Source organism: Streptomyces sp. NPDC026246 (assembly GCF_055567995.1).
Genome location: NZ_JBVHPJ010000016.1, coordinates 91138 through 115821, shown reverse-complemented (window position 1 = coordinate 115821; position 24684 = coordinate 91138). Strand labels below are relative to the sequence as shown.

Here is a 24684-nt window from a genome sequence, read left to right as displayed (position 1 = left end):
GCCCGATATAAAGGCGCCGCGGGTGGGGCCGGGCGGGTTACGCGCAGCCGCAGGAGTGGCGGACCACCAGCCGCGACGGGAAGACCTTCAGGCGCTCGCGCCGGGACCCCGCCACCCGCAGTCCGTCGTCGAGGACGAGGTCCACCGCGGCCCGGGCCATCGCCGGACGGTCCGAGGCGATCGTGGTCAGGGGCGGGTCGGTCAGTGCCGCTTCCTTGATGTCGTCGAACCCGGCCACCGCCAGCTCGCCGGGCACGTCGATGCGCAGTTCGCGCGCCGCACGCAGCAGGCCGATCGCCTGGTCGTCGGTGGAGCAGAAGATCGCCGGCGGGCGGTCGGGGCCGGACAGGATCTTCAGGGCGGCCTGGTAGGCGTCGTAGCGGTTGTAGAGGGCCTCGAAGAGGCGGCCCTCGGTGGGGATCCCGGCGTCGTCCATCGCGCGGCGCCAGCCCTCGACGTGGTCGGAGACCGGGTCACCGACGGCGGGCGTCTCCGCTATGCCGCCCATACAGGCGACGTACGCGTGGCCGTGCTCCAGCAGGTGCCTGACGGCCAGCTCGGCGCCGCCGAGGTCATCCGTGGTGACGGCGACGTCGTCGATGGCCTCGGGGCGTTCGTGCAGCAGCACCACCCGGGCGTCCCAGGCGTCGATCTCGGCGGCGGCCAGGTCGTTGAGCGCGTGGCTGACGAGGATGAGCCCGGACACCCGCATGCCCAGGAAGGCGCGCAGGTAGTGGACCTCGCGCTCGGCCACGTAGTCCGTGTTGCCGACGAGGACCATCTTCCCGCGCTCGGAGGCGGCCTGCTCGACCGCGTGCGCCATCTCCCCGAAGAAGGGCTGGCGGGCGTCCGGGATGATCAGGCCTATGAGGTCCGTGCGCCGGGACGCCATCGCCTGGGCCACCCGGTCCGGCCGGTACCCCAGTTCCTTGATCGCGGCGAGGACACGCTCGCGCGTGGCCGGGGCGACCGGCCGGGGTCCGTTGTTGATGACATAGCTGACCACGGCAGTGGAGGTCCCTGCCAGCCGCGCCACGTCATCCCGAGTCACCTTGGCCACGCGCGGAGTCTACGCGGATATACCCGCTCCGGGCAGGGCGTGAAGGAGGGTCCGTACGATATCCCGACCGCCGTCCGGGCGACGCCCTCGTGCGGGACGAGACCCAGGTCGGCGACCGGATGCGCCCCTCACGCCCGGCTGCGTGCCTCGACGGCGTCCAGCGCGGCCGACTCGTCCGGCTTGCCCGGTTTCGCGGCGGTGGCGGCCTTGGCCTTCGCCTCCTCGGCGGCCCGCTCCCTCTTCTCCGGCTTCTCCGGCTTCTCCGGCGTAACGAATCGATAACCCACGTTCCGCACGGTGCCGATCAGCGACTCGTGCTCGGGGCCGAGCTTGGCGCGCAGCCGCCGTACATGCACGTCGACCGTGCGCGTGCCGCCGAAGTAGTCGTAGCCCCACACCTCCTGCAGCAGCTGGGCGCGGGTGAAGACCCGGCCCGGGTGCTGCGCGAGGTACTTCAGCAGCTCGAACTCCTTGAAGGTCAGGTCCAGCACCCGGCCCTTGAGCTTGGCGGAGTACGTCGCCTCGTCGACCGACAGGTCGCCGTTGCGGATCTCCATGGGGGAGTCGTCGCCGCCGATCTGCTGCCGCCCCATGGCCAGCCGCAGCCGCGCCTCGACCTCCGCGGGCCCGGCGGTGTCGAGCAGGACGTCGTCGATGCCCCAGTCGGCGGTGACGGCGGCGAGACCGCCCTCGGTGACGACCAGGACCAGCGGGCAGCCCGGCCCGGTGGAGCGCAGCAGCTGGCACAGGCTGCGGACCTGCGGGAGGTCCCGGCGGCCGTCGACGAGGATGACGTCGGCGCCGGGGGTGTCGACGAGGGCGGGGCCCTCCGCGGGGGCCACCCGCACGTTGTGCAGGAGCAGGCCGAGTGCGGGGAGCACCTCCGTCGACGGCTGGAGGGCGTTGGTCAGGAGCAGCAGAGAACTCATACGTCTGGTTCCTCCTCGGTCCCTGCGAGGACGCTGGTTGGCACAGCACGGGCTCTGCGATCCCGAAGGCCCCGTACACCTGCGGTTTCCCGCGTCGTATACAACGCTTCCGAAAGCACAAAAGGACCCGGGGGCAACGCTGCCCGAGTCCTCTGCCCAGCAGAATAGCCCACATGAGCTCTGGTCCGGCAGGTCATGTGGCGCGTTCCACCGATCGTCCGCATCCCGAGACGGCCGCGGGAACACCCGTTCGCGGGCCGTCGCGGACGTTTCTGCGGACGTCCGACGGGGTGACGATCGACGCCCTCCACGAGCCGGGAGCCGCCGCGTCCGACGCCGCCGGTACGCCCTCCGGCCACCTGGTGTTCGTCGTGGCGCACGGCTTCACCGGGGCCGTGGACCGGCCGCACGTGCGGCGGGTGGCCCGGGCCTTCGCGCGGTACGGCGCGGTCGTCACCTTCTCCTTCCGGGGGCACGGCGCCTCCGGCGGGCGGTCGACCGTCGGCGACCGGGAGGTGGCGGACCTGGCGGCCGCCGTGCGCTGGGCGCGGGAGCTGGGGTACCGCCGTGTCGTGACGGTCGGGTTCTCGATGGGCGGCTCGGTGGTGCTGCGGCACGCGGCGCTGCATCCCGGCGACAGCGGCGCGGTGGTGTCGGTGAGCGCCCCGGCCCGCTGGTACTACCGGGGAACCGCCCCGATGCGGCGGCTGCACTGGCTGGTGACCCGCCCCGAGGGCCGCGTCGTGAGCCGCTACGGGCTGCGCACCCGCATCCACCACCGCGACTGGGACCCGGTGCCGCTGTCGCCGGTGGAGGCGGTGCCGAGGATCGCGCCCACGCCCCTGCTGATCGTGCACGGCGACGCCGACGGCTACTTCCCGCTCGACCACCCGCGCATGCTGGCCGCCGCGGCCGGTGACCAGGGCGAACTGTGGCTGGAGCCCGGCATGGGGCATGCCGAGAACGCGGTCGGCGAGGAGCTCCTGGACCGGATCGCGGCATGGGCGGTCCGGCGGTCGGGCTAGCCTGACGGGGTTCACCGTCGGGTGGACCCGTGCGAATGTCGATGTGAGTCCGCTGCGACTGTGCGATTGAGGAAGCAGATGCCAAAGGTCACGGTGCGCTACTGGGCCGCCGCCAAGGCCGCGGCCGGAGTGGCCGAGGAGCCGTACGAGGCCGCCACGCTCGCCGAGGCCCTGGCCGGCGTGCGCGAGCGGCACCCCGGGGAGCTGGAGCGCGTCCTGCTGCGCTGCTCGTTCCTGGTGGACGGCGACCCCGTGGGCACCCGCGGGCACGAGACGGTACGGCTGGCCGACGGCGGCACGGTCGAGGTGCTCCCGCCGTTCGCAGGAGGGTGACGATGACCGACCAGCCGTACAACGGACACGACGGGTACGACGGACAGGACGGCTACCGGCCCTACGACTCCTACGGGCACCAGCCGCAGCACCAGGCGCAGCAGCAGCAGCCGCAGCACCAGGCGTGGCCGGGTCAGGGGTACCAGGGGTACGACGACCCGCAGGCCGCGCAGCAGTACACGCAGCAGTGGCAGGGGCAGACCTGGGAGACGCAGACGCAGCAGCCGGTGTCCGCACCGGCCCCGGCGGAGACGGCGTACCCGGCGCAGTCCGGGTATGCCCCGCCCGACGGCCCGGTGGCCGCCGGAGCCCCGGGCGGCGCCGCTCAGGCCGCCCCCGAGTACGGCCCGGCCACGGTCGGCGGCAACACCCGCCTCACGGACGCGCAGCGGGCCCGCGCGGAGGGGCGCTCGCCGATCATCGAGCCGGGGATGCAGCCCGCCGCGCTGACCGCGCTGCTGGGCCTGCTGCTGGCCGGTGCGGCGGCGGTCGGGACGTACGCGCTGCTCGTGCCGCTGGTCGTGCTGCAGGCGGTGACCGCCGCGGGCTGGTTCCGGCTCAACGGCATGTGGCCGGCGCGGCAGGGCATCGCGCTCGGGTTCGCCGGGGCGCTGGCGGCGGACGCCGCGCTGCTCGCCTCGGACCGGTCGCCGGCGGCGATCCTCGGGGCGCTCGGGGTGTGGGTGCTGCTCGCGCTGGTGCTCCAACTGCGCTCGCACGCCGATCCCGACGAGCGGATGTACGGGCTGATGGCGACGGTCGCGGCCTCGGCGCTGGCGATCGTGGCCGGCGGCTACCTCGCCGCCGACGCGGACGCCGTGACGGTGGGCGCGGTCGCCGTGGCGGTGGCCGTCCTGGCGCGGGCGCTGCCGCTGCCGACCCCGGCGTCCGTGGTGGTGGCGCTGCTCGCGGGCGCGGGTGGCGGCGCGGCGGCCGGGGCGATGACGGACCTGGGCACGCCGGGTGCGGTGCTGGGCGCGGGAGCGGCGGTGTGCGCGCTGATCGGGCACCGCGCCGCGAGCTACGACTACCCCTCCCGCTTCGTCCACTTCACCGCGGGCGTGGCCCTGCCGCTCGCCGCGGCGGCCCCGGCGGTGTACGTCCTGGGCCGGGCGCTGGGCTAGGGGGGTTCCCTCCCCCGGTTCCCTCCCCCCACGATCTGCCGCCCGGACCGGCCCCGCCCGGCCTGTCACAGATGATCGACAATCCGGCGGCCGCCCTTGCTCGCGGAGTTACGCTCACGCCAGGGACGGCCGCCCGGTCGTCGAGGGACGCCGTCACAACCGCCTAGGTGGGGGAAACACCGCATGCGCGCACTGCGAATACTGCTGATCTTCGTCGTGGTCCTGGGCGGCCTGTTCGTGATCGCCGACCGCCTCGCGGTCAACTTCGCCGAGGACGAGGTCGCCGACCGCCTGAAGTCGACCGAGAATCTGTCGTCGACCCCGGACGTGAGCATCAACGGCTTCCCGTTCCTCACCCAGGTCGTCGGCGGCTCCCTCGACGACGTCGAGGTGGGCATCGAGAACTACGAGGCCGCCGCCGGCGACGGCGGCCGCAAGATCCGCATCGACGACCTCCAGGCCGACATGAAGGGCGTCGAGTTCTCCGGCGACTACAGCTCCGCCACGGCGGCCACCGCCACCGGCACCGCGACCATCGCCTACGACGAACTGCTGAAGACCGCGAAGGTCGAGCCCACGCAGATCGCCCCGGGCGTCACCGCCAACGTCGTCGGCCTCTCCGACGGCGGCAACGGCAAGATCAAGGTGGCCGTCGAGGCCACCGTCCTCGGCACCAGGCTGCCCGAGCCGGTCGCCGTGCTCAGCACGGTGACGGTGGTGGACGGGACGGTGCGCGTGAAGGCCGACGGCCTGCCGAAGTTCGCCGGGGTGAACCTCGCGGAGAACCGGGTGCGCACCATCACCGACTTCCAGCAGAAGATCGACGGCCTGCCCGGCGGCATCGAGCTCGACAAGGTCCAGGCCGCCCCCGACGGCGTCGAGATCTCGGTGAAGGGTTCCGACGTCCGGCTCGCCGGGTAGCGGACCGGCACACCGTTCCCACCAGGGCTGTCCGGTGGGCGAGACGGCGGCGTCCGCAGCGCAGATGCGCCGGACGGACCGGCCCGGGCGGAACCCGTGCGGCGAGCGGCTCGACGGCTCAGTGATCCCACATGGCGGATCATCCCGTCTCAGCATGCGACACGCCGGTGACATGGCCGCCCTGCCGTCCTTACGATCGAGGCCATGAAGCGACAGGCGGATCTCACGAAGCGGCGGGCAGTAGACCTGTGCCGCGTCGCCGCCATGCTCTGTCGCACCTTCTGAGCGACCGCGCCGGCCTGCTCGCCGGTGCGCGCATCCCCGCCGCCCTGCATCAAGGGCACCCGTGCGCCGCCCCCGACACGGACGCGCGCCCGCAGACCTCGCACGCCCCGCCGTAACTGCCCCGGAGGAGAAAGAGCATGAGCCGCAGCGACGTCCTGGTAGACGCCGACTGGCTTCAGGAGCACCTGGACGACACGGACCTCGCGATCGTCGAGGTGGACGAGGACACGTCCGCGTACGACAAGAACCACATCAAGAACGCGATCCGCATCGACTGGACCCAGGACCTGCAGGACCCGGTCCGCCGTGACTTCGTCGACCAGGAGGGCTTCGAGAAGCTCCTGTCGGAGAAGGGCATCGCCAACGACCACACCGTCGTCCTCTACGGCGGCAACAACAACTGGTTCGCCTCGTACGCGTACTGGTACTTCAAGCTCTACGGCCACGAGAACGTGAAGCTTCTGGACGGCGGCCGCAAGAAGTGGGAGCTCGACGCCCGCGAGCTGGTCCCCGGCGACGAGGTGCCCGAGCGTCCGAAGACGGACTACAAGGCCAAGGCCCAGAACACCGCCATCCGCGCCTTCCGCGACGACGTCGTGGCCGCGATCGGCGCGCAGAACCTGGTCGACGTGCGCTCGCCCGACGAGTTCTCCGGCAAGCTGCTCGCCCCGGCCCACCTGCCGCAGGAGCAGTCCCAGCGCCCCGGCCACGTGCCGAGCGCCCGGAACATCCCGTGGTCGAAGAACGCCAACGACGACGGCACCTTCAAGTCGGACGAGGAGCTCAAGGCCCTCTACGAGGCGGAGAGCGTCGACCTGGCCAAGGACACCATCGCCTACTGCCGCATCGGTGAGCGCTCCGCGCTGACCTGGTTCGTGCTGCACGAGCTGCTCGGCGTCCAGAACGTCAAGAACTACGACGGCTCCTGGACCGAGTACGGCTCCCTCGTGGGCGTGCCGATCGAGCTCGGCGCTGCGAAGTAAGCGAACCCGACCGACCTCTCCAGACCCCCTTCAGGAGTACGACATGTGCGGTGCGAAGGCCGGCGGCCCCGACGCCTCGACGATCAAGCCCGGTGAGACCACCATCCAGGGTCAGGTGACCAAGGACGGCGAGCCCGTGGTGGGCTACGTCCGCCTGCTGGACTCGACCGGCGAGTTCACGGCGGAGGTGCCGACCTCGGCGACCGGACAGTTCCGCTTCTACGCGGCCGAGGGCACCTGGACCGTCCGTGCCCTCGTGCCCGGCGCCAGCGCCGACCGCACGGTCGTCGCTCAGCAGGGCGGACTGGCCGAGGTCGCGATCGCCGTCTGACGGCCAGGTCCTCGAGGGGCCGCACCCACCGGGTTGGACGCCTGGGGTGCGGCCCTTCGGCGCGCCCGGACCTACGCTGGAGGCATGTACGCACGGAGGCGGCGGACGTACTTCGCGATGATGGGCCTGTGCATCGGCCTCTTCGTCCTGGCCTGGGGTGTCGTGCGGCTGTGGTCCGTCCCCGTGGCCGTCGGGATGTGCGTCGTCGCGATGGTCATCCCGCCCGTGGCGGCCATGGTCGCGAACCGGCGCGGGCCCGAGGACCGCTGGTGGGACGACCCGTCCGGAGATCCCACGTCCGACGAGTGGTGGGAGGAACTGGACGGCAAGAAGCGTCCGAGGTGAGCGTCTGCTCAGTGGCCGGGTGGGCGGCGTCTCAGTAGACGAGGGCCTGCGTGCCGTCCGCCATCGCCTCCTGGACGAAGACCTGCGCGCCCGCGATCCGCACGCCCTCCAGCACGTCCTTCTCCGTGATGTCGCGGCGGGCGGCGCACTGCGTGCACAGCGTGACGCGGCCGGCCGCGAGGATCGAGTCCAGCAGGTCCGGCAGCGGGGCGGCGTGCGGCAGCTCGAACTCGGCGGCGCGGCCGGGGAGGGCGAACCAGGCGGACTCGCCCGTCAGCCACAGGGAGACCTCGACGCCGCTCGCGACGGCCACCGCCGCCACCGTGAACGCCTGGGAGCACCGCTCGGGGGCGTCGGCCCCCGCCGTCACCTTGATCACCAGCTTGTTCGCCATAGCCGGAATCGTAGTGCGCACAGGGCCCGCGTAAGCTGGCCTCGGCCCTGTGCAACCGTTCGCACCCCCGCTCAAGGAGCACCCCGTGGAGCTTTTCTTCGAAATCCTGTTGGTCCTGGTCGCCGTCGGCGTCCTCGCCTTCGCCGGACTGACCGTGAAGAAGCTGTACCAGGGCCAGCGCTGACCCCCGTCTAGGAAGTTCCCATGATCGAGATCCCGTCCGACCTCCACAAGGACCTCGTCCCGCTCGCCTTCCTGCTCGGCAACTGGGCGGGTGCCGGCGTGCACGACTTCCCCGGCTCCGAGAAGTGCAACTTCGGTCAGGAGGTCGCCTTCACCCACGACGGCCGGGACTTCCTGGAGTACCGCTCGCACACCTGGGTGCTGGACAACGACGGCAACAAGGTCCGCCCCCTGGAGTCCGAGCACGGCTACTGGCGCATCGACGCCGACCGCAAGGTCGAGGTCACGATGACCCGCGACGACGGCGTCATCGAGATCTGGTACGGCGAGCTGGCCGACAAGAAGCCGCAGATCGACCTCGTCACGGACGCGGTGGCCCGCACGGCCTCCGCCCAGCCCTACACCGGCGGCAAGCGGCTGTACGGCTACGTCAAGAGCGACCTGATGTGGGTCGGCGAGAAGCAGACCCCCGAGGTCGAGCTGCGCCCCTACATGTCGGCGCACCTGAAGAAGGTGGTCACGCCGGAGGAGGTCGAGCGCTGGGCGAAGGCCCTGCCCGACGACATGCCGGACGACGGCATCGCCTTCTTCAAGTAGGCGCCTCGTGGAGCGGCCGGACGGCTTCCCGTCCGGTCCGCTGCGAGTCCGCCTAGACTCTGGGGTGTGGTGAGCACCGACTGGAAGAGTGATCTGCGGCAGCGCGGTTACCGGCTGACCCCGCAGCGGCAACTCGTGCTCGAAGCCGTGGACACCCTGGAGCACGCGACCCCCGACGACATCCTCGTGGAAGTGAGGAAGACGGCGTCGGGGGTCAACATCTCGACCGTCTACCGGACGCTGGAGCTCCTGGAGGAGCTGGGCCTGGTCAGCCACGCCCACCTGGGCCACGGGGCGCCGACGTACCACCTGGCGGACCGGCACCACCACCTCCACCTGGTCTGCCGGGACTGCCAGAACGTGATCGAGGCGGACGTGTCCGTCGCCGCGGAGTTCACGGCCCAGCTGCGGCAGACCTTCGGGTTCGACACCGACCTGAAGCACTTCGCGATCTTCGGCCGCTGCGAGGACTGCACCCTCAAGGCTTCAACTACCGAGTCGTAGGCTTACGGACATGAAGAGCCCCCTGCTGACCCTGCCCGGCGCCGTCCCCGCCGAGGGCGTGGACGAAGGCGTCGCCGCCCACTACGGCGACCTGTTCCGTGAGCAGCGCGCCCTCGCGGACGGCACCGGCTTCGTCGACCTCTCGCACCGCGGGGTCGTCACCGTCACCGGCGACGACCGGCTGGCGTGGCTGCACCTGCTGCTCACCCAGCATGTCAGCGAGCTCCCGGCGGGCCGGGCGACCGAGGCGCTGATCCTCTCGGCGAACGGCCACATCGAGCACGCCCTGTACCTCGTCGACGACGGCACGACGGTGTGGGCCCACGTGGAGCCGGGCACCCAGGAGGCGCTGATCGCGTACCTGGAGTCGATGAAGTTCTTCTACCGCGTCGAGGTCGCCGACCGCACCGGCGACATCGCGGTCGTGCACCTCCCGGCCGGCTCCATCGCCGAGGTGCCCGACGGCGTGGTCGTCCGGGAGACCCCGTACGGCCGGGACCTGTTCCTGCCGCGCGCCGACCTGGAGGCGTACGCCGCGCGGTCCGGTCCGCCCGCCGGGCTCCTCGCCCACGAGGCGCTGCGCGTGGAGCAGCACCGGCCCCGGCTCGGTTTCGAGACCGACCACCGCACGATCCCGCACGAGCTGGGCTGGATCGGCTCGGCCGTGCACCTGCAGAAGGGCTGCTACCGGGGCCAGGAGACGGTCGCCCGGGTGCAGAACCTGGGCAAGCCGCCGCGCCGCCTGGTCTTCCTGCACCTGGACGGCAGCGAGGTGCACCTGCCGCCGGCCGGCACCGAGCTGCGGCTCGCCGACGACACCCCCGACGGCCGGAAGATCGGCTTCATCACGACCTCCGCGCGTCACCACGAGCTCGGCCCGGTGGCCCTGGCCCTGGTGAAGAGGAACGTGGCCGTGGACGCCCCGCTGGTCGCGGGGGACACGGCTGCGGCCCAGGAAGTCGTCGTCGAGCCGTAGGACTTGTAGATCTTTCGGGTCAGATTTCGATCAGCACGGTGAACGGGCCGTCGTTGGTCAGTGATACACGCATCGCCGCCCCGAACCGGCCCGTCTCCACCGTCGCGCCGAGGGAGCGCAGCTGCGCCACCACCTCGTCGACGAGGGGCTCGGCGACGTCGCCCGGGGCGGCCGCGTTCCAGGTGGGGCGGCGGCCCTTGCGGGCGTCCCCGTAGAGGGTGAACTGGCTGATCACCAGCAGCGGGGCGCCCGTGTCGCTGCACGACTTCTCGTCGTGCAGCAAGCGGATCGACCACAGCTTGCGGGCCAGCTGGGCGGCCTTCTCCTTGGTGTCCTCGTGCGTGACGCCGACCAGGACGCACAGTCCCTCGCCCTCGATCGCGCCCACGCTCTCGCCGTCCACGACGACGCTCGCGCCGTCCACCCTCTGCACCACTGCTCGCATGCGTCCATCATGCAGGGCGGTGACTTTCCCGCCTCACGCGGTGGGCGCATGGCTCGAAAGAGTGGTTTGCGCGGGCGCCAACAGGCAGCGCACGGACGTATTTTGCTGCTTAACCGCCCATCTGGGGTCTATCGGGGGCACTCGTTCCCATAGCGGCCAGTCGGGGTGGCACGATGCATTCACACACCGGTCGAGGGGACGGTCGAGGCACATGAGCACATCGAGCACCGGGCAGTACCCGGGCGCTGCCTGGTCGACGTACACGGGGGTCGGGGCGCCGGAGTACCACCGGCCGCCCGTCCAGCGCACGGACAGCCCGCAGCTGCCTTCGGACACCCCCGTGCGCGACCTGACCGCGCTGAGCCTGGCCGAGCTGCGCGCGCTGCGCCGCGAGGCCCAGCGCGACGAAGCCGACCTCAGTTACGTGCGGCGGCTGCTGCAGGGCCGGATCGACATCCTGCGCGCGGAGCTGGACCGGCGTGCGCCGGAGGGCACGACGTGTGTCGCCGCGCCCCAGGAGGCCTCCGTCGTCGAGCGGCTCGCGGAGATCCTGCGCGACGCCCCGGCCTCCAGCCGTTCCTCGGCCCGCCACCTGACCGTGGGCGCGCCGCAGGGCGAAGAGTACCGGCGGCTGGCCGCGGAGACGCTCGGCGAGGTCGAGCTGTCCGACCTGGGCGCGCGCACCGACCCGGAGCTGACCTCGGGCATCGGGCGCCTGGAGCGCTACGAGCAGCAGGTCTCGCGCCGCCGCCGGCGGCTGCAGCGCACGGCCGACGAGTGCAGCACGGAGATCGCCCGCCGGTACCGCGAGGGGGAGGCGCACGTCGACGACCTGTTGGCCTGAGCCTTCGGGGGACTGACCGGGAGGGCCGGACGGATATTCGCACGACACCGGCCGGCCCGCCGCCTAGCGTGAGTCCATGACCTCCCTCGACCGCGCCGACGGCATCGACGTACGCCCGATCACGGAGACCGAGTTCGCCGCCTGGCAGCGCGCCGTGGGCACCGGCTTCCTGCGGGCGCAGGCCCTGTCCGAGGAGGAGGTGGAGGCGCGGCGCCGGGTGTTCGTCCCCGGGCGGTACCTGGGGGCCTTCGACGGTGACCGGTGCGTGGCGACCTTCCGCTCCTTCGACCAGCGGCTCACGGCCGTCGGCGGGGCGAGCGTCCCGGCCGACGCCGTCTCGGGCGTCACCGTGACGGCGACCCACCGGAGGCGCGGTCTGCTCTCCCGGATGATGGCGCAGGACCTGGCGGCCGCGAAGGAGCGGGGGGACGTCGTCGCCACCCTGATCGCCGCCGAGTACCCGATCTACGGCCGGTTCGGTTTCGGCCCGGCGACCTGGACGGCCGAGTGGACGGTCGACGTGCCGCGGGCCGGAGTGGACGCGCGCTGGGCGGGCCCGGCGGACGGCGGCCGGATCGACCTGGTGGACGGCGAGGACGTGCGCAAGCTCGGGCCCGAACTCCACGAGCGGCTGTGCCGCACCCGGCCCGGCGCCATCGACCGCGACGAGCACTGGTGGAAGGTGAACACGGGCGCCCTGCGCGCCGACCCGTCGTGGAAGACGCCCTTCTACGTCGTGTACCGCTCGGCGTCCGGCGAGGTGGAGGGCATGGCCGCCTACCGGGTGGACGACCACTGGGGTGACGCCAAGCAGCCGTTGAACACGGCGAGCGTGGACTGGCTGACCGGCGTGACCCCGCGGGCGGAGCGGGCCCTGTGGCACTACCTGTGTTCCATCGACTGGGTCGTCACGGTCAAGAGCGGCTGGCGCGCCCCCGACGACCTGCTGCCGCTGCTGCTGCCCAACCCGCGGGCGGCCGCCGTCACGACGCTGTCCGACTGGCTGTGGGTGCGCATCCTCGACGTCGAACGGGCCCTGCAGGCGCGGACGTACGAGGGCGAGGGCGCGCTGGTGCTGGAGGTCGCCGACGTGGACGGGCTGACCGGTGGGCGCTACCGGCTGGAGGCCGGCATCGCCGGGGCGTCCTGCACGCCGACCACCGAGAGCGCCGATCTGGCGCTGGGGCTGGGGGAGTTGGCGGCGTTGTGGCTCGGGGACGAGTCGGCGGTGCGGCTGGCGGCCCTGGGGCGGGTCGGGGAAGAACGAGCGGGCGCCGCCCGGAAGGCCGACGCCCTGCTGCGCACGTCCAGGCGGCCGTGGTGCCCGGACATGTTCTGAGGTGTCTCCCTTCTGCCGGCGGACAGGACCCGCATCCGTAGCGAGCTGTTCGGTTGTGGTGGTCGTGCCGTGTCCTCCTCGGGCCGTCCGGGACTCCCGGCTCCCCTCCGGAGGGGAGCCCCCACGGCGATGACGCGCCGGCCAACCGCTTCAAGGTCCGACCAGGTCGCGGAAGTTGGCAGCCAACTTCACTGTACTTATCTCCGCCTTGAAGCGGCTCATAACCACCTTTCCGTGAACTGCCGCAAGATGGCGGGAAGTTGTACCGTGCAGCTGTGGACCCGGAACACGCCTCCGCCACTGGGCGGAAGAGGTCGCAACGGCCACAGCGGACACATCACGACGTGGCCGACGCGCTGCGTGCCCGCATCAGGTCGGGGGCGCTGCGGCCGGGTGCGCGCATGCCCACCCAGGCGCGGCTGGCCGAGGAGTTCGGCGTCGAGCGCGGGGTGGTGCGCCAGGCGCTGCGCGTGCTGCAGTCGGAGCAGTTGCTCACCAACGTCTCCAAGGGCAGTCCGGCGACGGTGGCTGCCGATCCCGTCCGGGCCCTGACCGGCCCGGAGGCCCCGCCGCTGCCCACGACGGTGACGCTCGCGCCCCGGATCGCGCGCGCCTTCGCCGCCGAGCACGTGGAGATCGACGCGGTCTGCCTGACCTCCGTCTCCCTCACGCTCGCCATCGGTGAGCCACTGCGGGAGATCCACGCCGGCCGGCTGAAACCGGCCAGGGTCGACGTCCGGGTCCTGCTGCCGAGCCGGGACATCGACCTCGCCTTCCCGGTGCCGGTCGCCGGGCCGCGCGGGGACGGCCCGGTGCACGAGCGCTGGCTGACCATGCGCAACGCCCAGGGCCAGGTCCTGCGGCACAACCTGCTGGCGCTGCGCTCCACGCACGGCATCGACGTCCGCGTCACCTTCCGCGCGCTGCCGTTCACGCCGCCGGTGAAGCTGTACCTGCTCAACGGCAGGGAGGCGCTTTTCGCCTACTACACGCTGACGCGCCGGGAGGCCGAGATCGGCCGGGAGCAGCTGGAGATGTACGACGCCCAGGGCACCCGGTCGATGCTGTTCTCGTTCCGGCAGGGGGCCGGGTCGCGCGACTCGGCGTTCGTGGAGCAGTCGCACCTGTGGTTCGAAGCGCTGTGGGAGACGATCAGTTCGGAGCTGGCGCTCAGCGGCTGACGTCTCCCACGGGGGTGTCGAGAGCGGTGCGGTGGTTCACAGGGCGGGTCCCGTCATGAGCAGCGCGAGCACGACGGCTCCCGCGGAGCTGACCGCCGGGCTCTTGGCCTTGATGCCGACGGTGAGCAGGAGGAGACCGACGATGCCCGCCGGTCCGTACTTCCACTGGACGAGTTGCTCGAAGGCGATGACGAGGACCGCGGAGAGGAGGGCGAGGGCAGGCATGTTCTTTCCCCCTTCGGGCTTCCGGGGCGGGAGGGCGGGAGGTGGTGACGGATGGTGCCGGGCGGTGCGGGGCGGTGCGGGCCGACTTTCGGAAGCAAAACTTCCGCCAACTCGCTCAAGTTGGCAACCAACTATGCTGAAGTTGTCCCCGCTTGGCGGCAGGGTATAAACAACTCCCCGACAACTCCCGTTAGATAGAGCAGGGTTGTAGCGTTTGGTCGTGACCCAGGAGAACGTCGCAGTGAACGGCAGCAGCAGACGGGCCTCGCCCCAGGAGATCGCCGGCATCCTGCGGGACCGCATCCGCGCCGGGGAGCTCAGGGCGGGCGACCGGCTGCCCACCCAGGCCGAACTCGCCGAGGAGTTCGGCGTGGAGCGGGGAACCGTGCGCCAGGCCCTGCGGGCGCTGCAGGAGGACGGACTGCTCACCCACGTCAGCAAGGGAAGCCCGCCGAGGATCGCCGAACCGGGCCCGGCCCGGGACGAGCCCCAGCCGACCATGGTGGGACTGGCCCCGCGGCTGACCGAGGCGTTCTCCGCGAGGACCGTCCGCGTCGACGTCGTCTGCCACACCGCGGAGACCCTGATGGTCGCCCTCGGCGAGCCGCTCCGCCTGATCCACGAGGGCCGGATCCGCCCCGAGTCGATCGACGTGCGCATCCTGGTCCCGTCCCGGGACATCGAGCTGGCCTTCCCGGTCCCGGTCGACTCGCACGACCAGGACGACTCCGTCCACCAGCGCTGGCTGGCCATGCGCAACGCCCAGGGCCAGGTGCTGCGGCACAACCTGCTGGCCCTGCGCTCCACCCACGGCATGGACGTCCGGGTCCGCTTCCGGGCGCTGCCGTTCACCCCGCCGGTGAAGCTGTACCTCCTCAACGAGGAGGAGGCCCTGATGGGCTACTACATGCTGACCAGGCGCGAGGAGGAGTGGGAGAGCCGGACGCTGGACATGTACGACGTCCTCGGGTCGCGGTCCCTGCTGTTCTCCTTCACCCGGCGGGCCGGCCGGCGGGACGCGGCGTTCGTGGAGGAATCCCAGAAGTGGTTCGACGCCCTCTGGGAAACCATCACCACGGACCTGACACTCTCCTAGTGACTTCTGATACGCAGCAGACTGGTTCGGTGACGATCCAGACCGAGAACGATCCGGACGTGCTCCGTACGCTGATCGAACGCGCCCGTGTGGTGCTGTGGGACTTCGACGGGCCCATCTGCCGTCTGTTCGCCGGGCATTCGGCGGAGCGCGTCGCCGGCGACCTCGTCTCCTGGCTGGAGGGCCGAGGGCTGCACGGCCTTCTCACCGACGCCGAGCGCGCCTCCCTGGACCCCCAGGTGGTCCTGCGCGCCGTGGACCGCAGGCACCCCGGCAGCGACCTCGTCGCCGAGCTGGAGGAGCGCCTGACCCAGGAGGAGCTGCGGGCGGCGTCCTCGGCGATGCCCACCGCGTACGCGGACCCGCTGATCCGGACCTGGACGGCGGTCGGGTCCCGGTCGGCGGTCACCACGAACAACTCGCCCCGCGCGGCCCGCACCTACCTCGAGAGCCGCGGTCTGGCCGACTGCTTCGCCCCGCACCTCTACGGCCGGACGCAGGAGCTGCGGCACCTCAAGCCGGACCCGCACTGCCTGAACAGGGCACTGGAGGCGATGGGGGCCGCCCCGGCGGACGCCCTGATGATCGGTGACACCCCCTCCGACCACCTGGCGGCGCAACGGGCGGGCGTGCCGTTCCTGGGCTACGCGCGCACCGAGGACAAGGCCAAGGAACTGCGGGCGGCCGGGGCGGGGACGGTGGTGGGAACCCTGGAGACGCTGCTGCGCCTGCTGCGCGGCTGAGCCCGGCGGCGCCCCGCCGCCCCCGCGCCACCGCCTCCACCGCCGTTCAAGTGTGCGCTGGTTAGCTCACACCGGGGGAACCCGCGTCCCACCTGCCCGGTTTTCCGCCGCGGGCGCGGCCGGCGGGAGTAGATTGCGTCCCCTCTCATCCCATCTCTCACCCCATCGGTACCACCGGAACAGGCTGAACCAGCACATGACATCCTCGTCGGTCACCGGTGCTCGAGGGCGGGCGGAGGGGATGAGCGGCGACCCCAGCCTGGTCAGGGGCCCGCTCAAGGGCTACCACCACGAGACCTACGTGCTCGCTCCGCCGGGTGGGACGCGCGCCGTGAAGTTCCGTGAGCCGCGGGCCGAGATCCTCTGGTTCGACCGGAGGTGCTTCCGGTCGGAGGAGGAGCTGCTCACGGCTCTGCGCCCGCACGTCAGCCGCGTCCCGGACGTCGTCGACGTGGGCGGCATGCCCCTCCAGGCCTTCATCGAGGGGCGCACGCTCGGGGAACTGCGCCGTCCGGGGCGACGCGTCCCCGGGACCGTGTGCGACCAGATCCTGGACCTCTTCGGCGACCTGGTCCGGGTCACGCCGGACATGCTCGACGTCGAGCGGCGGTGCGAGGACGACGACCGGGCCGAGGACGGGGACACCGACGGCTTCCTCGAGCGTCTGATCGTCTTCGTCGAGGAGCAGGTGTACGCGAGGAACGCACCGGCCTTCGCCGGGCTCTTCCACGCCCTCGGTCTGTCGGACGAATCGTTCAGCCGGCTCAGGAAGCACGTGCTCGGGCTGCGGCGGCGGGGCTTCTGCCTGCTCCACGCCGACCTGCACCGGGAGAACCTGATCCTCGACCCGGCCGGGCGGCTGTGGGCCATCGACTGGGAACTGGCGATGCTGGGCGACCCCCTGTACGACCTGGCCACCCACCTGTACCTGATGCGCTACCCCGCCGACCAGGAGCGCCGCACGGCCGCCGGGTGGCGGCGGGTCGTCGAGCGGTGCGCTCCGGGCGCCTCGAACGGCTGGGAGGAGGACCTGCCGCTGCTGCTGGACTTCAAGCGGGCGCAGTCGGTGTTCACGGACGTCGTCCGGGTGGCGCTCTCCCTGCGCGAGGAGGGCGGCATCGACCGGGTGGCCCTGCCCACAGCGGCCGGACGGCTGCGGGCGATCCTGACCGCCGCCGCATCACCGCTGGGGCTGACGCGGGTGCCGAGCCGTGCGCAGATCATGACGGCCCTGGTCCGCTGGCACGGGGACGGCGAGGCCGCGCCGGGCGAGCACTCCCTGCCGGCCGCGCCGGACGTGTACTGACGCGGAGTGCATAGGCTCCCTCCCATGAGCGAGCCCGGCCTGCGTGAGCGCAAGAAGCAGCGGATGTACCGCGTCGTGTCGGACATCGCCGTCCGGCTCTTCCTGGAGAAGGGGTTCGACGCGGTGTCCGTCGCCGAGGTGGCCGCCGCGGCGGAGATCTCCAAGCCGACGCTGTTCCGGTACTTCCCCGCCAAGGAGGATCTGGTGCTGCACCGGATCGCCGACCACGAGGGCGAGGCCGCGCGCGTGGTGCAGGCGGCGCAGGAGCCGCCCGTGGCGGCGCTGCGGCGGCACTTCCTTGCGGGGCTGGACCGGGAGGACCCGGTGACCGGGCTCAACGGCCACCCGGACGTACTGGCCTTCCACGCGCTGCTCTACGGCACGCCCTCCCTCGTCGCCCGCGCCCACGGCCACCAGGAGCGGTCGGAGGCGGCCCTCGCCGACGCGCTCGGCGGCGACCTCGACGCGCGGCTGGCGGCCGGGCAGATCATGGCCGTGCTGCGGGTGCTCGCGCTGGAGAACTGGCGGCGGATCGCGGCCGGCGAGTCCGTCGCGCAGGTGCGGCCGGACGCGGTGGCGGCGGCGCGGCGCGCGTTCGGGCGCCTGGCCGAGGCCATGCCGCCCCACCTCCGGGACGGCACACCCTCCGCTACTCGGTAAATTTTTTAACTCGGTCACGTTTTGGCGTACGCTCGTCGGCATGACGTCGACCGAGCCCGCCCTGCAGCACGTCCTCGACCGCGAACGCGCCCACCATGAACGCTGCCGTGCCGCCCTGACGGCCATGGTCGAGGGCGCCGGCGAGCAGGTCGTCGCCGGCGAGGACGTCTCCGCGTCCGGGGCCGACGCCGAGGTCCTCGGCTTCCGGCTGCGCAGCCGGGCCAAGGCCCTGCGGGAGCTGCCCGAGGGGCCGTTGTTCTTCGGTGCGCTGCACGGCGAGGAGGGAAGGCTGCACATCGGGCGGCTGCGGATCTCCGAGCATCCGGCCGAGCCGCCCCTCGTGGTGGACTGGCGCGCACCCGTCTCGCGCGCCTTCTACCAGGCCTCGGCCCGCGACCCCCAGGGCGTCGCCGTGCGCCGGCGGTTCGGCTGGGCGCCGGGCAGCCGGGGCGACTCCGGCGACCTGACCGGCCTGGAGGACGAGCACCTGGCGCGGGGCGAGACCCGGTCCAGCGAGATCGTCGCCCGGGAGATCGAACGGCCCCGCGTCGGGCCCATGCGGGACATCGCCGCCACCATCCAGCCCGAGCAGGACGACCTCGTCCGCGCCGGCCTGGCGGTGTCGGTGTGCGTCCAGGGGGCTCCGGGCACCGGCAAGACCGCCGTCGGACTGCACCGGGCCGCGTACCTGCTCTACACCCACCCGCAGCGCATCCGGCGGGGCGGTCTGCTGATCCTCGGGCCCAACCGCACGTTCCTGTCGTACATCGCGGAGGTGCTGCCCGCCCTCGGCGAGAGCGGGGTGCGGCAGGCGACCCTGACCGAGGAGATCGCGCGCTGCCCCGTGCGGGGCACCGACGACGATGCCGCGGCCGCGGTCAAGCACGACGCCCGCACGGCCGAGGTGCTGCGGCGGGCGCTGTACGCGCGCGTGCGTCCCGAAGGGGCCGGACCGCTGGCCGTGCCGGACGGCTCCTACCGGTGGCGGGTGCCGGAGGCGGAGCTGGCGGGGATCGTGGCCGGGGTGCGCGAGGAGGAACCGCCCTACGGGGTCGGGCGGGAGCGGGTGCGGGCGAGGATCGTGCGGTCGCTGCGGGAGCAGGCCGAGCGGCGGGCCGGGCCGCCCACCAACGCCTGGGTGCGCCGCGTCGAACGGGCCCGGCCGGTGTCCGCGTACGTCGACGCCGTCTGGCCGCGGGTGCGGCCCGAGGAGGTGCTGGCCGGGCTGCTCGGTGACCCGGACGCGCTGGCGGCGGCCGCCGACGGGCTGCTCGACGCCGGTGAGCAGCGGGCGCTGCTGTGGGCCCGGCCGCCCCGGTCGTGGAAGTCGGCCCGCTGGTCGGAGGCCGACCTGGTGCTGCTCGACGAGGTGGCCGGGCTGATCGGGCACCCGGAGGGCTACGGGCACGTCGTCGTGGACGAGGCGCAGGACCTGTCCCCGATGGAGTGCCGGGCCATCGCCCGCCGGGCCCGCTTCGGCTCCCTGACGGTGCTGGGCGACCTGGCGCAGGGCACGACGCCGTGGGCCGCGCGGTCCTGGCCGACGGTCCTCGCGCACCTCGGGAAACCCGAGGCGCCGGTGATCGAGCTGACGACCGGGTTCCGGGTGCCGAAGGCGGTCGTCGGGCTCGCCAACCGGCTGCTGGAGCGGCTGGACGTGGACGTGCCGGCGGCGCGTTCCCTGCGCGGTGACGGGGAACTGACGGAGCGCCGGACCACCGCGGACGGCGTGCCCGGGGCCGTCGTGGACGCGGTGCGGGACGCACTGGGGCGGGAGGGGTCGGTCGGGATCGTCGCGGCGGACGCGGACCTGCCCCGCGTGCGGGCCGCCCTGGAGGCGGCCGGGGTCGCGGCGGCGGACCCGGACGCACTCGGCGCACGGGTCTCCCTCGTGCCCGCCCGGCTGGTCAAGGGCCTGGAGTACGACCACGTCGTGGTGGTCGAACCGGCGGCGATCGCCGAGGCGGAGGAGCGCGGCCTGCACCGGCTGTACGTGGTGCTGACCCGGGCGGTGTCGCGCCTGGAGGTGGTGCGCAGCAGGCCACTGCCGTTCGGGTCGTGACGGACGCGGGGTGCCGCCGCCCGGTCCTGCTCCGCCCCGCCCGGTTCTGCTCCGCCCGGCCCGGTCCTGCTCCGCTCAGTCCTGCTTCGCGAACGCGCCCTTCGGGCCGAAGGCCGCTTCGGCGAAGCGTTCGCCGATGCGCCGGTGGGTGTCCGCGTCGGGGTGGACGTGGTCGGGCAGGGGCAGCTCGGCCGCGTCGGAGGCGCCGTAGAGGGTGAGGCCGTCCAGGTAGTGCAGGTGGGGGTCCTCGGTGGCGCGCTGGGCGGCGATGCGGGACAGCTCCTCGCGGATCACCGTGAGGGTCAGCTTGCCCGTCGCCGTCTCGGCCGGGTCGCCCATGGCGGCGAACACCATGCGGCCCTTGCCGATCTCCTCGACGTCCGGGGCGGTCGGGCCCGGGGTGTCCTCGTGGATGGCGCAGTGGATGGGGGAGACCAGCAGCAGCGGGGTGTCCGGATGGCCCTCGCGGATGGTGTCCAGGAACCCGTGCACGGCCGGACCGAAGGCACGCCGGCGCATCACGTCGTGGTTGACGACGTTGATGCCGATCTTGACGCTGATGAGGTCGGCCGGGGTGTCGCGCAGGGCGCGTGCCGTGAACGGGTCGAGCATCGCGCTGCCGCCCAGGCCGAGGTTGATCAGCTCCACCCCGCCGAGCGACGCGGCGATCGCCGGCCAGATGGCCGTCGGGCCGGCCGCGTCGGACCCGTGGCTGATCGAGCTGCCGTGATGCAGCCACACCCGGCGGCCCCGGTCCGGCAGCGGCTCCACGGGCGCGTCGGTGCGCAGGGCGACGAGTTCGGTGGTCTCGTTGTGCGGCAGCCAGATCTCGACGTCCTTGTCGCCCTCGCGCAGTCCGCTGAAACGGACCGTGCCGACCGGGCCGTGCGTGACCTCGCTCTGCCCGGTCTCCAGGTCGACCAGGAGGCGGTTGCCGCCGCTCACGGAGGCCTGGCCGGCCGGGCGGCCGTCGACCAGCAGGTCGTACCGGCCGTCCGGGCGGGCGGGGAAGCCGGCGTAGTCGCGCTTGGTGCGCAGCGTGTCCAGCTCGACGGCGGTCGCGGACGTACGGAACGCCAGCCGTACGCCGGAGGGCTGCGCCTCGGCCATCGCCAGCTGGGCGTCGGTGTTCTGGGCGCGGGCCCGGGCGGGCAGCCGGTGCGGCAGCAGGCCGTGCTCGGTGCGCTCCAGGTCGAGGGCGCCGCGCAGCAGGGCGGCGGTGATCGGCGTGGTGATCCAGTCGTGCTCGGTGTGCATGGTGTCAGCCTCGGGGATCCGTAGGGGGCGCGGGCCAGTTGCGCAGCAGCGTGTCGAGGGCGTCGAGGATCCGGGCCCAGGTCGCGTCGGTGTCGGGGGCGCTGTGGCTGAACCCGCCGCCCAGTTCCAGGCTCACGTAGCCGTGGAAGACGCTGCCCAGGAGCCGGACCGCGTGGGTCTGGTCCGGTTCCGTCAGGTCGTAGCCGCGCAGCAGCGCCCGGGTCATCCGGGCGTGCCGGACGCCGGCGCTCGCGGCCGCCGTCTGCGGGTCGAGTCGCAGCTGGGCCGCCGCGTAGCGGCCGGGGTGCTCCCGGGCGTAGTCGCGGTAGACGTTCGCGAGGGCGGTCAGGGCGTCCTTGCCGGAGCGTCCGGCCAGGGCCTCGGCGGCCCGGTCGGCCAGTTCCGACAGGGCGAGCAGCGCGATCCGGGTCTTCAGGTCCTGGGAGTTGCGCACGTGCGAGTAGAGGCTCGCGACCTTCACGTCGAACCGCCGGGCCAGTGCCGAGACGGTGACCTGCTCGAACCCGACCTCGTCGGCCAGTTCGGCGCCCGCCTCGGTCAGCCGCTCCGGCGTCAGTCCCACACGCACCATCAGCGCTCTCCCTTCTACCTGAAGAGAGTGTGCCCCTGCCTAAACCCTTTAGGCAAATTCCCTCTGCTCTCGCGCATCACTTCTGCTCTCGCGCATCACCTCCGCTCTCGCCGGCCGCGGCGGGTCTTCCCCCACGGCTTGAGGACCGAGATGACCGTCATGAAGACATAGGCGGACAGCGACACGATCGGGCCGAACAGCACGTCACCGGCGTCCGGCAGCGGTCCGCCCGCGGTGACGGCGGCGACCGCGGAGTTCACGCCGGGGCGCAGCGCGAAGACCGTGGCGGTGACCGTGGCGAGGGTCAGCCAGAACTTCGTGGAGACCCACCGGTACCGGGCGAGGCCCCACTTCGTGCCCAGCGACAGCGCCAGTCCGCTGAGCAGGGTGAGGAACGCGGCGGGCAGCAGCAGCCAGTCCGCGAAGAGCTTCATGGTCCGCACGCAGGCCTCCACGGTCGCGGCGGAGCCGGTGGTGGCCGCGGTGGCCCCGAGCGCGAGCAGCCCGAGCGTCAGCCCGAGCCAGCCGGCGGAGGCGACGACGTGCACGCAGAGCAGGGCCCGGCGGGCGGGCCGGGACAGTTGCGGCGCCGGGCCCGGCGTGCGGGCCGGCTTCGGCGGTGCCGGCCGTGGCGCCGGCTTCGGGGCGGTGTCCATGCGGCCCACGCTGCCGTGCGGCGGCGCCCGGGGCGTCTGCCGGCGGGAGTATCCCGGTGTACCGGGATCGGCGTACGCGCCGCGCGTGCGGGCGCCGTCCCCTACCTTCACGGCATGACCGAGCCGTCCTACCTCACCGCCGTCCGGCACTCCTACGACACCGTCGCCCGGACCTACGCCGAGCGCGTGCCGCACCCGCAGTCCCTGGACCCGGTGTCCCGCGCGATGCTGGCGGCCTTCGCCGACCTGGTGCGGACCCGGGGACCGGTCGCCGACCTGGGCTGCGGCCCGGGAAAGGTGACGGCGCACCTGGCCGCCCTGGGCATCACGGTGTTCGGCGTGGACCTGTCGCCGAGGATGGTCGAGCTGGCCCGGTCGGCCCATCCGGAACTCCGTTTCGAGGTCGGCTCTATGACGGCCCTGGACATCGGCGACGGCGAACTGGCCGGCGTCTTGGCGTACTACGCGACCCACCACACCCCGCCCGCGCAACTCCCGGCCGTCTTCGCCGAGTTCCGCCGTGTCCTCGCCCCCGGCGGCCGGCTCCTGCTGGCGGGCCACACCGGCGACGGCGAACACCTGCGCCCGACCCGCGCCTACGGCGGCCATCCGGTGTCCTACGAGTCGTACCTGCTGCAGCCGGACCGCATCGCCGCGCTGCTCCAGGACGCGGGGCTGGTGGTCACGACCCGGCTCGTACAGGAACCGGAGGGCACGTCGACCCGCCGGACGGGCACCTTTCTGGCGCACAGGCCGCAGGGGTGACGGCACGGACGCGTCGTGGCCGCGGCACGGCCATGGCGAACGCCCCCGCGTGGTGTGGCGCACTTTTGCAAGCAGGTGCTTGCAATAGTTAGCGAGGTGCTGCAGTGTGGGGGCATGGCAACGCTCAACGTCGGCAATCTCGGTGACTACCTGCGCGAGCAGCGGCGCAACGCGCAGCTGTCGCTGCGGCAGCTCGCCGACGCCGCCGGGGTGTCCAACCCGTACCTGAGCCAGATCGAGCGCGGGCTGCGCAAGCCGAGCGCGGAGGTGCTGCAGCAGGTCGCCAAGGCCCTGCGCATCTCCGCCGAGACGCTGTACGTCCGGGCCGGCATCCTCGACGCCGAGCGCGACCGGGACGAGGTCGAGACGCGTGCCGTCATCCTCGCCGATCCGACGCTGAACGAACGGCAGAAGCAGGTGCTGCTGCAGATCTACGAGTCCTTCCGCAAGGAGAACGGGTTCACGGGCGGCGACGGCTCCGACGGCGGCACCGTGCCCGACGGGTCCCCGGTGCTCGGCGTCGTGGACGGCGACGGCCCGGCCGGGGCGGCGAAGGAGGCGGACACGCCCCGCGGCGACGGCGACGGCGGCATACCGGTGGGCGGTGGCGGCCGTTCGCCCCGGCGCAGACGCGCCGACGACAGCGGTGCCTCCGCCCGTACGACCGGCGGCGCACGTGCCCGCCGCCCCCGCGGGACCGACGGCGGTACGACCGCCGGCGGCGACACCGATCCGCAGCAGACGGCCGGCTGAGCCGGACCAGGGCACCGGCCGCCCCCTGCGGATCACACGAACCCTCAGCGAACCCTCGAAGCGACACAGAATCCGGGAGGACCATCACCATGGCCATCACCGACGACCTGCGCAAGACCCTCAGCGACCCGACCCCGCTCTACTTCGCCGCGGGTACCGCCGACCTCGCCTTCCAGCAGGCCAAGAAGGTGCCCGCCCTGGTGGACCAGCTGCGCTCCGAGGCTCCCGCGCGGTTCGACGCCGTGCGCAACACCGACACCAGGGCCGTCCAGGAGAAGGCCTCCGCCCGGGCCCGGGAGGCCTCGGCCCGCGTCAAGGAGACGCAGGAGAGCCTGCAGAGCAAGGTCACCGGGTTCATCGGCTCCGTCGACATCAAGAAGCTCGGCAGCAACCTGGACGCCGACCTGAAGAAGCTCGGCGAGAGCGCCCAGGACCTCGCGCTGCGCGGCGTCGGCGTGGCCGCCGAGTACGCCGTCAAGGCCCGCGAGACCTACGAGAAGGTCGCCGAACACGGCGAGCAGGCCGTGCGCACCTGGCGCGGGGAGGCCGCCGACAGCATCGAGGACGTCGCCGAGGGCGTCGAGGAGCTGGCGATCGCGGTCGAGCCGAAGCGCGAGCCGGTCGAGGTCAAGGAGGAGCCGGCGAAGCCCGCCCAGGTCATCGCCTCCGAGGCCAAGGCCGCCGCGGCGAAGAAGACGCCCGCCGCCAAGAAGACCCCGGTGCGCAAGCCCGCCACGGCGAAGAAGACGACGCCGCCGGCCAAGTGAACC

General features: G+C 72.7%; 30 protein-coding genes. 22 read left to right on the top strand and 8 right to left on the bottom strand.

Features of this window, described 5'->3' with window-relative positions; genetic code table 11:
* Nucleotides 1–37: 37 nt before the first annotated feature.
* Nucleotides 38–1060 carry a LacI family DNA-binding transcriptional regulator gene (locus tag ACZ4M5_RS30925; RefSeq protein WP_398110840.1) on the bottom strand — a complete coding sequence of 341 codons (1023 nt, stop codon included), beginning with the start codon at nucleotides 1058–1060 and terminating at the stop codon, nucleotides 38–40.
* A 128-nt stretch (nucleotides 1061–1188) separates the two neighbouring features.
* Nucleotides 1189–1989 (bottom strand): response regulator transcription factor, encoded by an 801-nt coding sequence (locus ACZ4M5_RS30920; protein WP_467741713.1) that lies wholly within the window; start codon nucleotides 1987–1989, stop codon nucleotides 1189–1191.
* Nucleotides 1990–2162: 173 nt separating this feature from the next.
* On the opposite strand from ACZ4M5_RS30920, the gene ACZ4M5_RS30915 reads away from it, so the two are divergent.
* From ACZ4M5_RS30915 to ACZ4M5_RS30880, 8 genes are all read left to right on the top strand, one after another.
* Entirely contained in the window at nucleotides 2163–3014 is an 852-nt protein-coding gene (locus tag ACZ4M5_RS30915; RefSeq protein WP_467741711.1) for an alpha/beta hydrolase, read from the top strand.
* A 78-nt stretch (nucleotides 3015–3092) separates the two neighbouring features.
* Nucleotides 3093–3347, top strand: coding sequence for a MoaD/ThiS family protein (locus ACZ4M5_RS30910; protein ID WP_107456736.1), 255 nt, complete (start codon nucleotides 3093–3095; stop codon nucleotides 3345–3347).
* A 2-nt stretch (nucleotides 3348–3349) separates the two neighbouring features.
* Nucleotides 3350–4471: a hypothetical protein gene (locus ACZ4M5_RS30905; protein WP_467741708.1), complete on the top strand. Its 1122-nt coding sequence runs from the start codon at nucleotides 3350–3352 to the stop codon at nucleotides 4469–4471.
* Between the two features lie 183 nt (nucleotides 4472–4654).
* Entirely contained in the window at nucleotides 4655–5392 is a 738-nt protein-coding gene (locus ACZ4M5_RS30900) for an LmeA family phospholipid-binding protein (protein WP_467741706.1), read from the top strand.
* A gap of 204 nt (nucleotides 5393–5596) precedes the next feature.
* Entirely contained in the window at nucleotides 5597–5677 is an 81-nt protein-coding gene (locus ACZ4M5_RS30895) for a putative leader peptide (RefSeq protein WP_350310325.1), read from the top strand.
* Between the two features lie 137 nt (nucleotides 5678–5814).
* Nucleotides 5815–6660, top strand: a complete 846-nt coding sequence (locus ACZ4M5_RS30890; protein ID WP_467741704.1) for a sulfurtransferase — start codon at nucleotides 5815–5817, stop codon at nucleotides 6658–6660.
* A gap of 43 nt (nucleotides 6661–6703) precedes the next feature.
* Nucleotides 6704–6991, top strand: coding sequence for a DUF1416 domain-containing protein (locus tag ACZ4M5_RS30885; RefSeq protein WP_398110846.1), 288 nt, complete (start codon nucleotides 6704–6706; stop codon nucleotides 6989–6991).
* Between the two features lie 84 nt (nucleotides 6992–7075).
* Nucleotides 7076–7336 (top strand): DUF3099 domain-containing protein, encoded by a 261-nt coding sequence (locus ACZ4M5_RS30880; protein ID WP_467741702.1) that lies wholly within the window; start codon nucleotides 7076–7078, stop codon nucleotides 7334–7336.
* A gap of 31 nt (nucleotides 7337–7367) precedes the next feature.
* On the opposite strand, the gene ACZ4M5_RS30875 is transcribed toward ACZ4M5_RS30880, so the two are convergent.
* Nucleotides 7368–7730: a DsrE family protein gene (locus tag ACZ4M5_RS30875; protein ID WP_333935212.1), complete on the bottom strand. Its 363-nt coding sequence runs from the start codon at nucleotides 7728–7730 to the stop codon at nucleotides 7368–7370.
* A 204-nt stretch (nucleotides 7731–7934) separates the two neighbouring features.
* On the opposite strand from ACZ4M5_RS30875, the gene ACZ4M5_RS30870 reads away from it, so the two are divergent.
* From ACZ4M5_RS30870 to ygfZ, 3 genes are all read left to right on the top strand, one after another.
* On the top strand, nucleotides 7935–8510 hold the full coding sequence (locus ACZ4M5_RS30870) for a heme-binding beta-barrel domain-containing protein (RefSeq protein WP_398110848.1): 576 nt from the start codon (nucleotides 7935–7937) through the stop codon (nucleotides 8508–8510).
* Nucleotides 8511–8576: 66 nt separating this feature from the next.
* Nucleotides 8577–9014: a Fur family transcriptional regulator gene (locus tag ACZ4M5_RS30865; protein ID WP_369194710.1), complete on the top strand. Its 438-nt coding sequence runs from the start codon at nucleotides 8577–8579 to the stop codon at nucleotides 9012–9014.
* 10 nt (nucleotides 9015–9024) lie between these two features.
* Nucleotides 9025–9990: a CAF17-like 4Fe-4S cluster assembly/insertion protein YgfZ gene (gene ygfZ, locus ACZ4M5_RS30860; protein ID WP_467741699.1), complete on the top strand. Its 966-nt coding sequence runs from the start codon at nucleotides 9025–9027 to the stop codon at nucleotides 9988–9990.
* A gap of 19 nt (nucleotides 9991–10009) precedes the next feature.
* On the opposite strand, the gene dtd is transcribed toward ygfZ, so the two are convergent.
* Nucleotides 10010–10435 carry a D-aminoacyl-tRNA deacylase gene (gene dtd / locus ACZ4M5_RS30855; protein WP_398110850.1) on the bottom strand — a complete coding sequence of 142 codons (426 nt, stop codon included), beginning with the start codon at nucleotides 10433–10435 and terminating at the stop codon, nucleotides 10010–10012.
* Nucleotides 10436–10646: 211 nt separating this feature from the next.
* Here dtd and ACZ4M5_RS30850 point away from each other — a divergent pair, with 211 nt between their 5' ends.
* The 3 genes from ACZ4M5_RS30850 (at nucleotide 10647) to ACZ4M5_RS30840 (ending at nucleotide 13799) form a co-directional block, all read left to right on the top strand.
* Entirely contained in the window at nucleotides 10647–11279 is a 633-nt protein-coding gene (locus ACZ4M5_RS30850; protein WP_467741697.1) for an RsiG family protein, read from the top strand.
* A 76-nt stretch (nucleotides 11280–11355) separates the two neighbouring features.
* Nucleotides 11356–12618, top strand: coding sequence for a GNAT family N-acetyltransferase (locus ACZ4M5_RS30845; protein WP_467741695.1), 1263 nt, complete (start codon nucleotides 11356–11358; stop codon nucleotides 12616–12618).
* A gap of 260 nt (nucleotides 12619–12878) precedes the next feature.
* A complete protein-coding gene (locus ACZ4M5_RS30840) occupies nucleotides 12879–13799 on the top strand; it encodes a FadR/GntR family transcriptional regulator (protein WP_467741693.1) in 921 nt (306 codons plus the stop codon).
* A gap of 36 nt (nucleotides 13800–13835) precedes the next feature.
* Here the strand turns inward: ACZ4M5_RS30840 and ACZ4M5_RS30835 are convergent, their stop codons facing one another.
* A complete protein-coding gene (locus tag ACZ4M5_RS30835; RefSeq protein ID WP_467741691.1) occupies nucleotides 13836–14024 on the bottom strand; it encodes a hypothetical protein in 189 nt (62 codons plus the stop codon).
* Between the two features lie 214 nt (nucleotides 14025–14238).
* Between ACZ4M5_RS30835 and ACZ4M5_RS30830 the strand changes: the two genes are divergently transcribed.
* From ACZ4M5_RS30830 to ACZ4M5_RS30810, 5 genes are all read left to right on the top strand, one after another.
* Nucleotides 14239–15120, top strand: a complete 882-nt coding sequence (locus tag ACZ4M5_RS30830; RefSeq protein ID WP_467741689.1) for a winged helix-turn-helix domain-containing protein — start codon at nucleotides 14239–14241, stop codon at nucleotides 15118–15120.
* Between the two features lie 29 nt (nucleotides 15121–15149).
* On the top strand, nucleotides 15150–15863 hold the full coding sequence (locus tag ACZ4M5_RS30825) for an HAD family hydrolase (protein WP_467741687.1): 714 nt from the start codon (nucleotides 15150–15152) through the stop codon (nucleotides 15861–15863).
* 241 nt (nucleotides 15864–16104) lie between these two features.
* Nucleotides 16105–17169 carry a phosphotransferase gene (locus ACZ4M5_RS30820; protein WP_467741685.1) on the top strand — a complete coding sequence of 355 codons (1065 nt, stop codon included), beginning with the start codon at nucleotides 16105–16107 and terminating at the stop codon, nucleotides 17167–17169.
* 24 nt (nucleotides 17170–17193) lie between these two features.
* Nucleotides 17194–17829, top strand: coding sequence for a TetR family transcriptional regulator (locus ACZ4M5_RS30815; protein ID WP_467741683.1), 636 nt, complete (start codon nucleotides 17194–17196; stop codon nucleotides 17827–17829).
* Between the two features lie 40 nt (nucleotides 17830–17869).
* Nucleotides 17870–19891 carry a HelD family protein gene (locus ACZ4M5_RS30810; RefSeq protein ID WP_467741681.1) on the top strand — a complete coding sequence of 674 codons (2022 nt, stop codon included), beginning with the start codon at nucleotides 17870–17872 and terminating at the stop codon, nucleotides 19889–19891.
* A gap of 75 nt (nucleotides 19892–19966) precedes the next feature.
* On the opposite strand, the gene ACZ4M5_RS30805 is transcribed toward ACZ4M5_RS30810, so the two are convergent.
* The 3 genes from ACZ4M5_RS30805 to ACZ4M5_RS30795 all read right to left on the bottom strand — a co-directional run bounded on the left by ACZ4M5_RS30805 (nucleotide 19967) and on the right by ACZ4M5_RS30795 (nucleotide 22396).
* Nucleotides 19967–21148 carry a GDSL-type esterase/lipase family protein gene (locus tag ACZ4M5_RS30805; protein WP_467741679.1) on the bottom strand — a complete coding sequence of 394 codons (1182 nt, stop codon included), beginning with the start codon at nucleotides 21146–21148 and terminating at the stop codon, nucleotides 19967–19969.
* Nucleotides 21149–21152: 4 nt separating this feature from the next.
* On the bottom strand, nucleotides 21153–21740 hold the full coding sequence (locus tag ACZ4M5_RS30800; protein WP_467741677.1) for a TetR/AcrR family transcriptional regulator: 588 nt from the start codon (nucleotides 21738–21740) through the stop codon (nucleotides 21153–21155).
* A 95-nt stretch (nucleotides 21741–21835) separates the two neighbouring features.
* Nucleotides 21836–22396, bottom strand: coding sequence for a DUF2269 family protein (locus tag ACZ4M5_RS30795; RefSeq protein WP_467741675.1), 561 nt, complete (start codon nucleotides 22394–22396; stop codon nucleotides 21836–21838).
* A gap of 114 nt (nucleotides 22397–22510) precedes the next feature.
* On the opposite strand from ACZ4M5_RS30795, the gene ACZ4M5_RS30790 reads away from it, so the two are divergent.
* From ACZ4M5_RS30790 to ACZ4M5_RS30780, 3 genes are all read left to right on the top strand, one after another.
* Nucleotides 22511–23161 (top strand): class I SAM-dependent methyltransferase, encoded by a 651-nt coding sequence (locus ACZ4M5_RS30790; protein ID WP_467741673.1) that lies wholly within the window; start codon nucleotides 22511–22513, stop codon nucleotides 23159–23161.
* Nucleotides 23162–23275: 114 nt separating this feature from the next.
* On the top strand, nucleotides 23276–23914 hold the full coding sequence (locus tag ACZ4M5_RS30785; RefSeq protein ID WP_467741671.1) for a helix-turn-helix domain-containing protein: 639 nt from the start codon (nucleotides 23276–23278) through the stop codon (nucleotides 23912–23914).
* 89 nt (nucleotides 23915–24003) lie between these two features.
* Nucleotides 24004–24681: a hypothetical protein gene (locus ACZ4M5_RS30780; protein WP_467741669.1), complete on the top strand. Its 678-nt coding sequence runs from the start codon at nucleotides 24004–24006 to the stop codon at nucleotides 24679–24681.
* The last annotated feature ends 3 nt before the right edge of the window (nucleotides 24682–24684 follow it).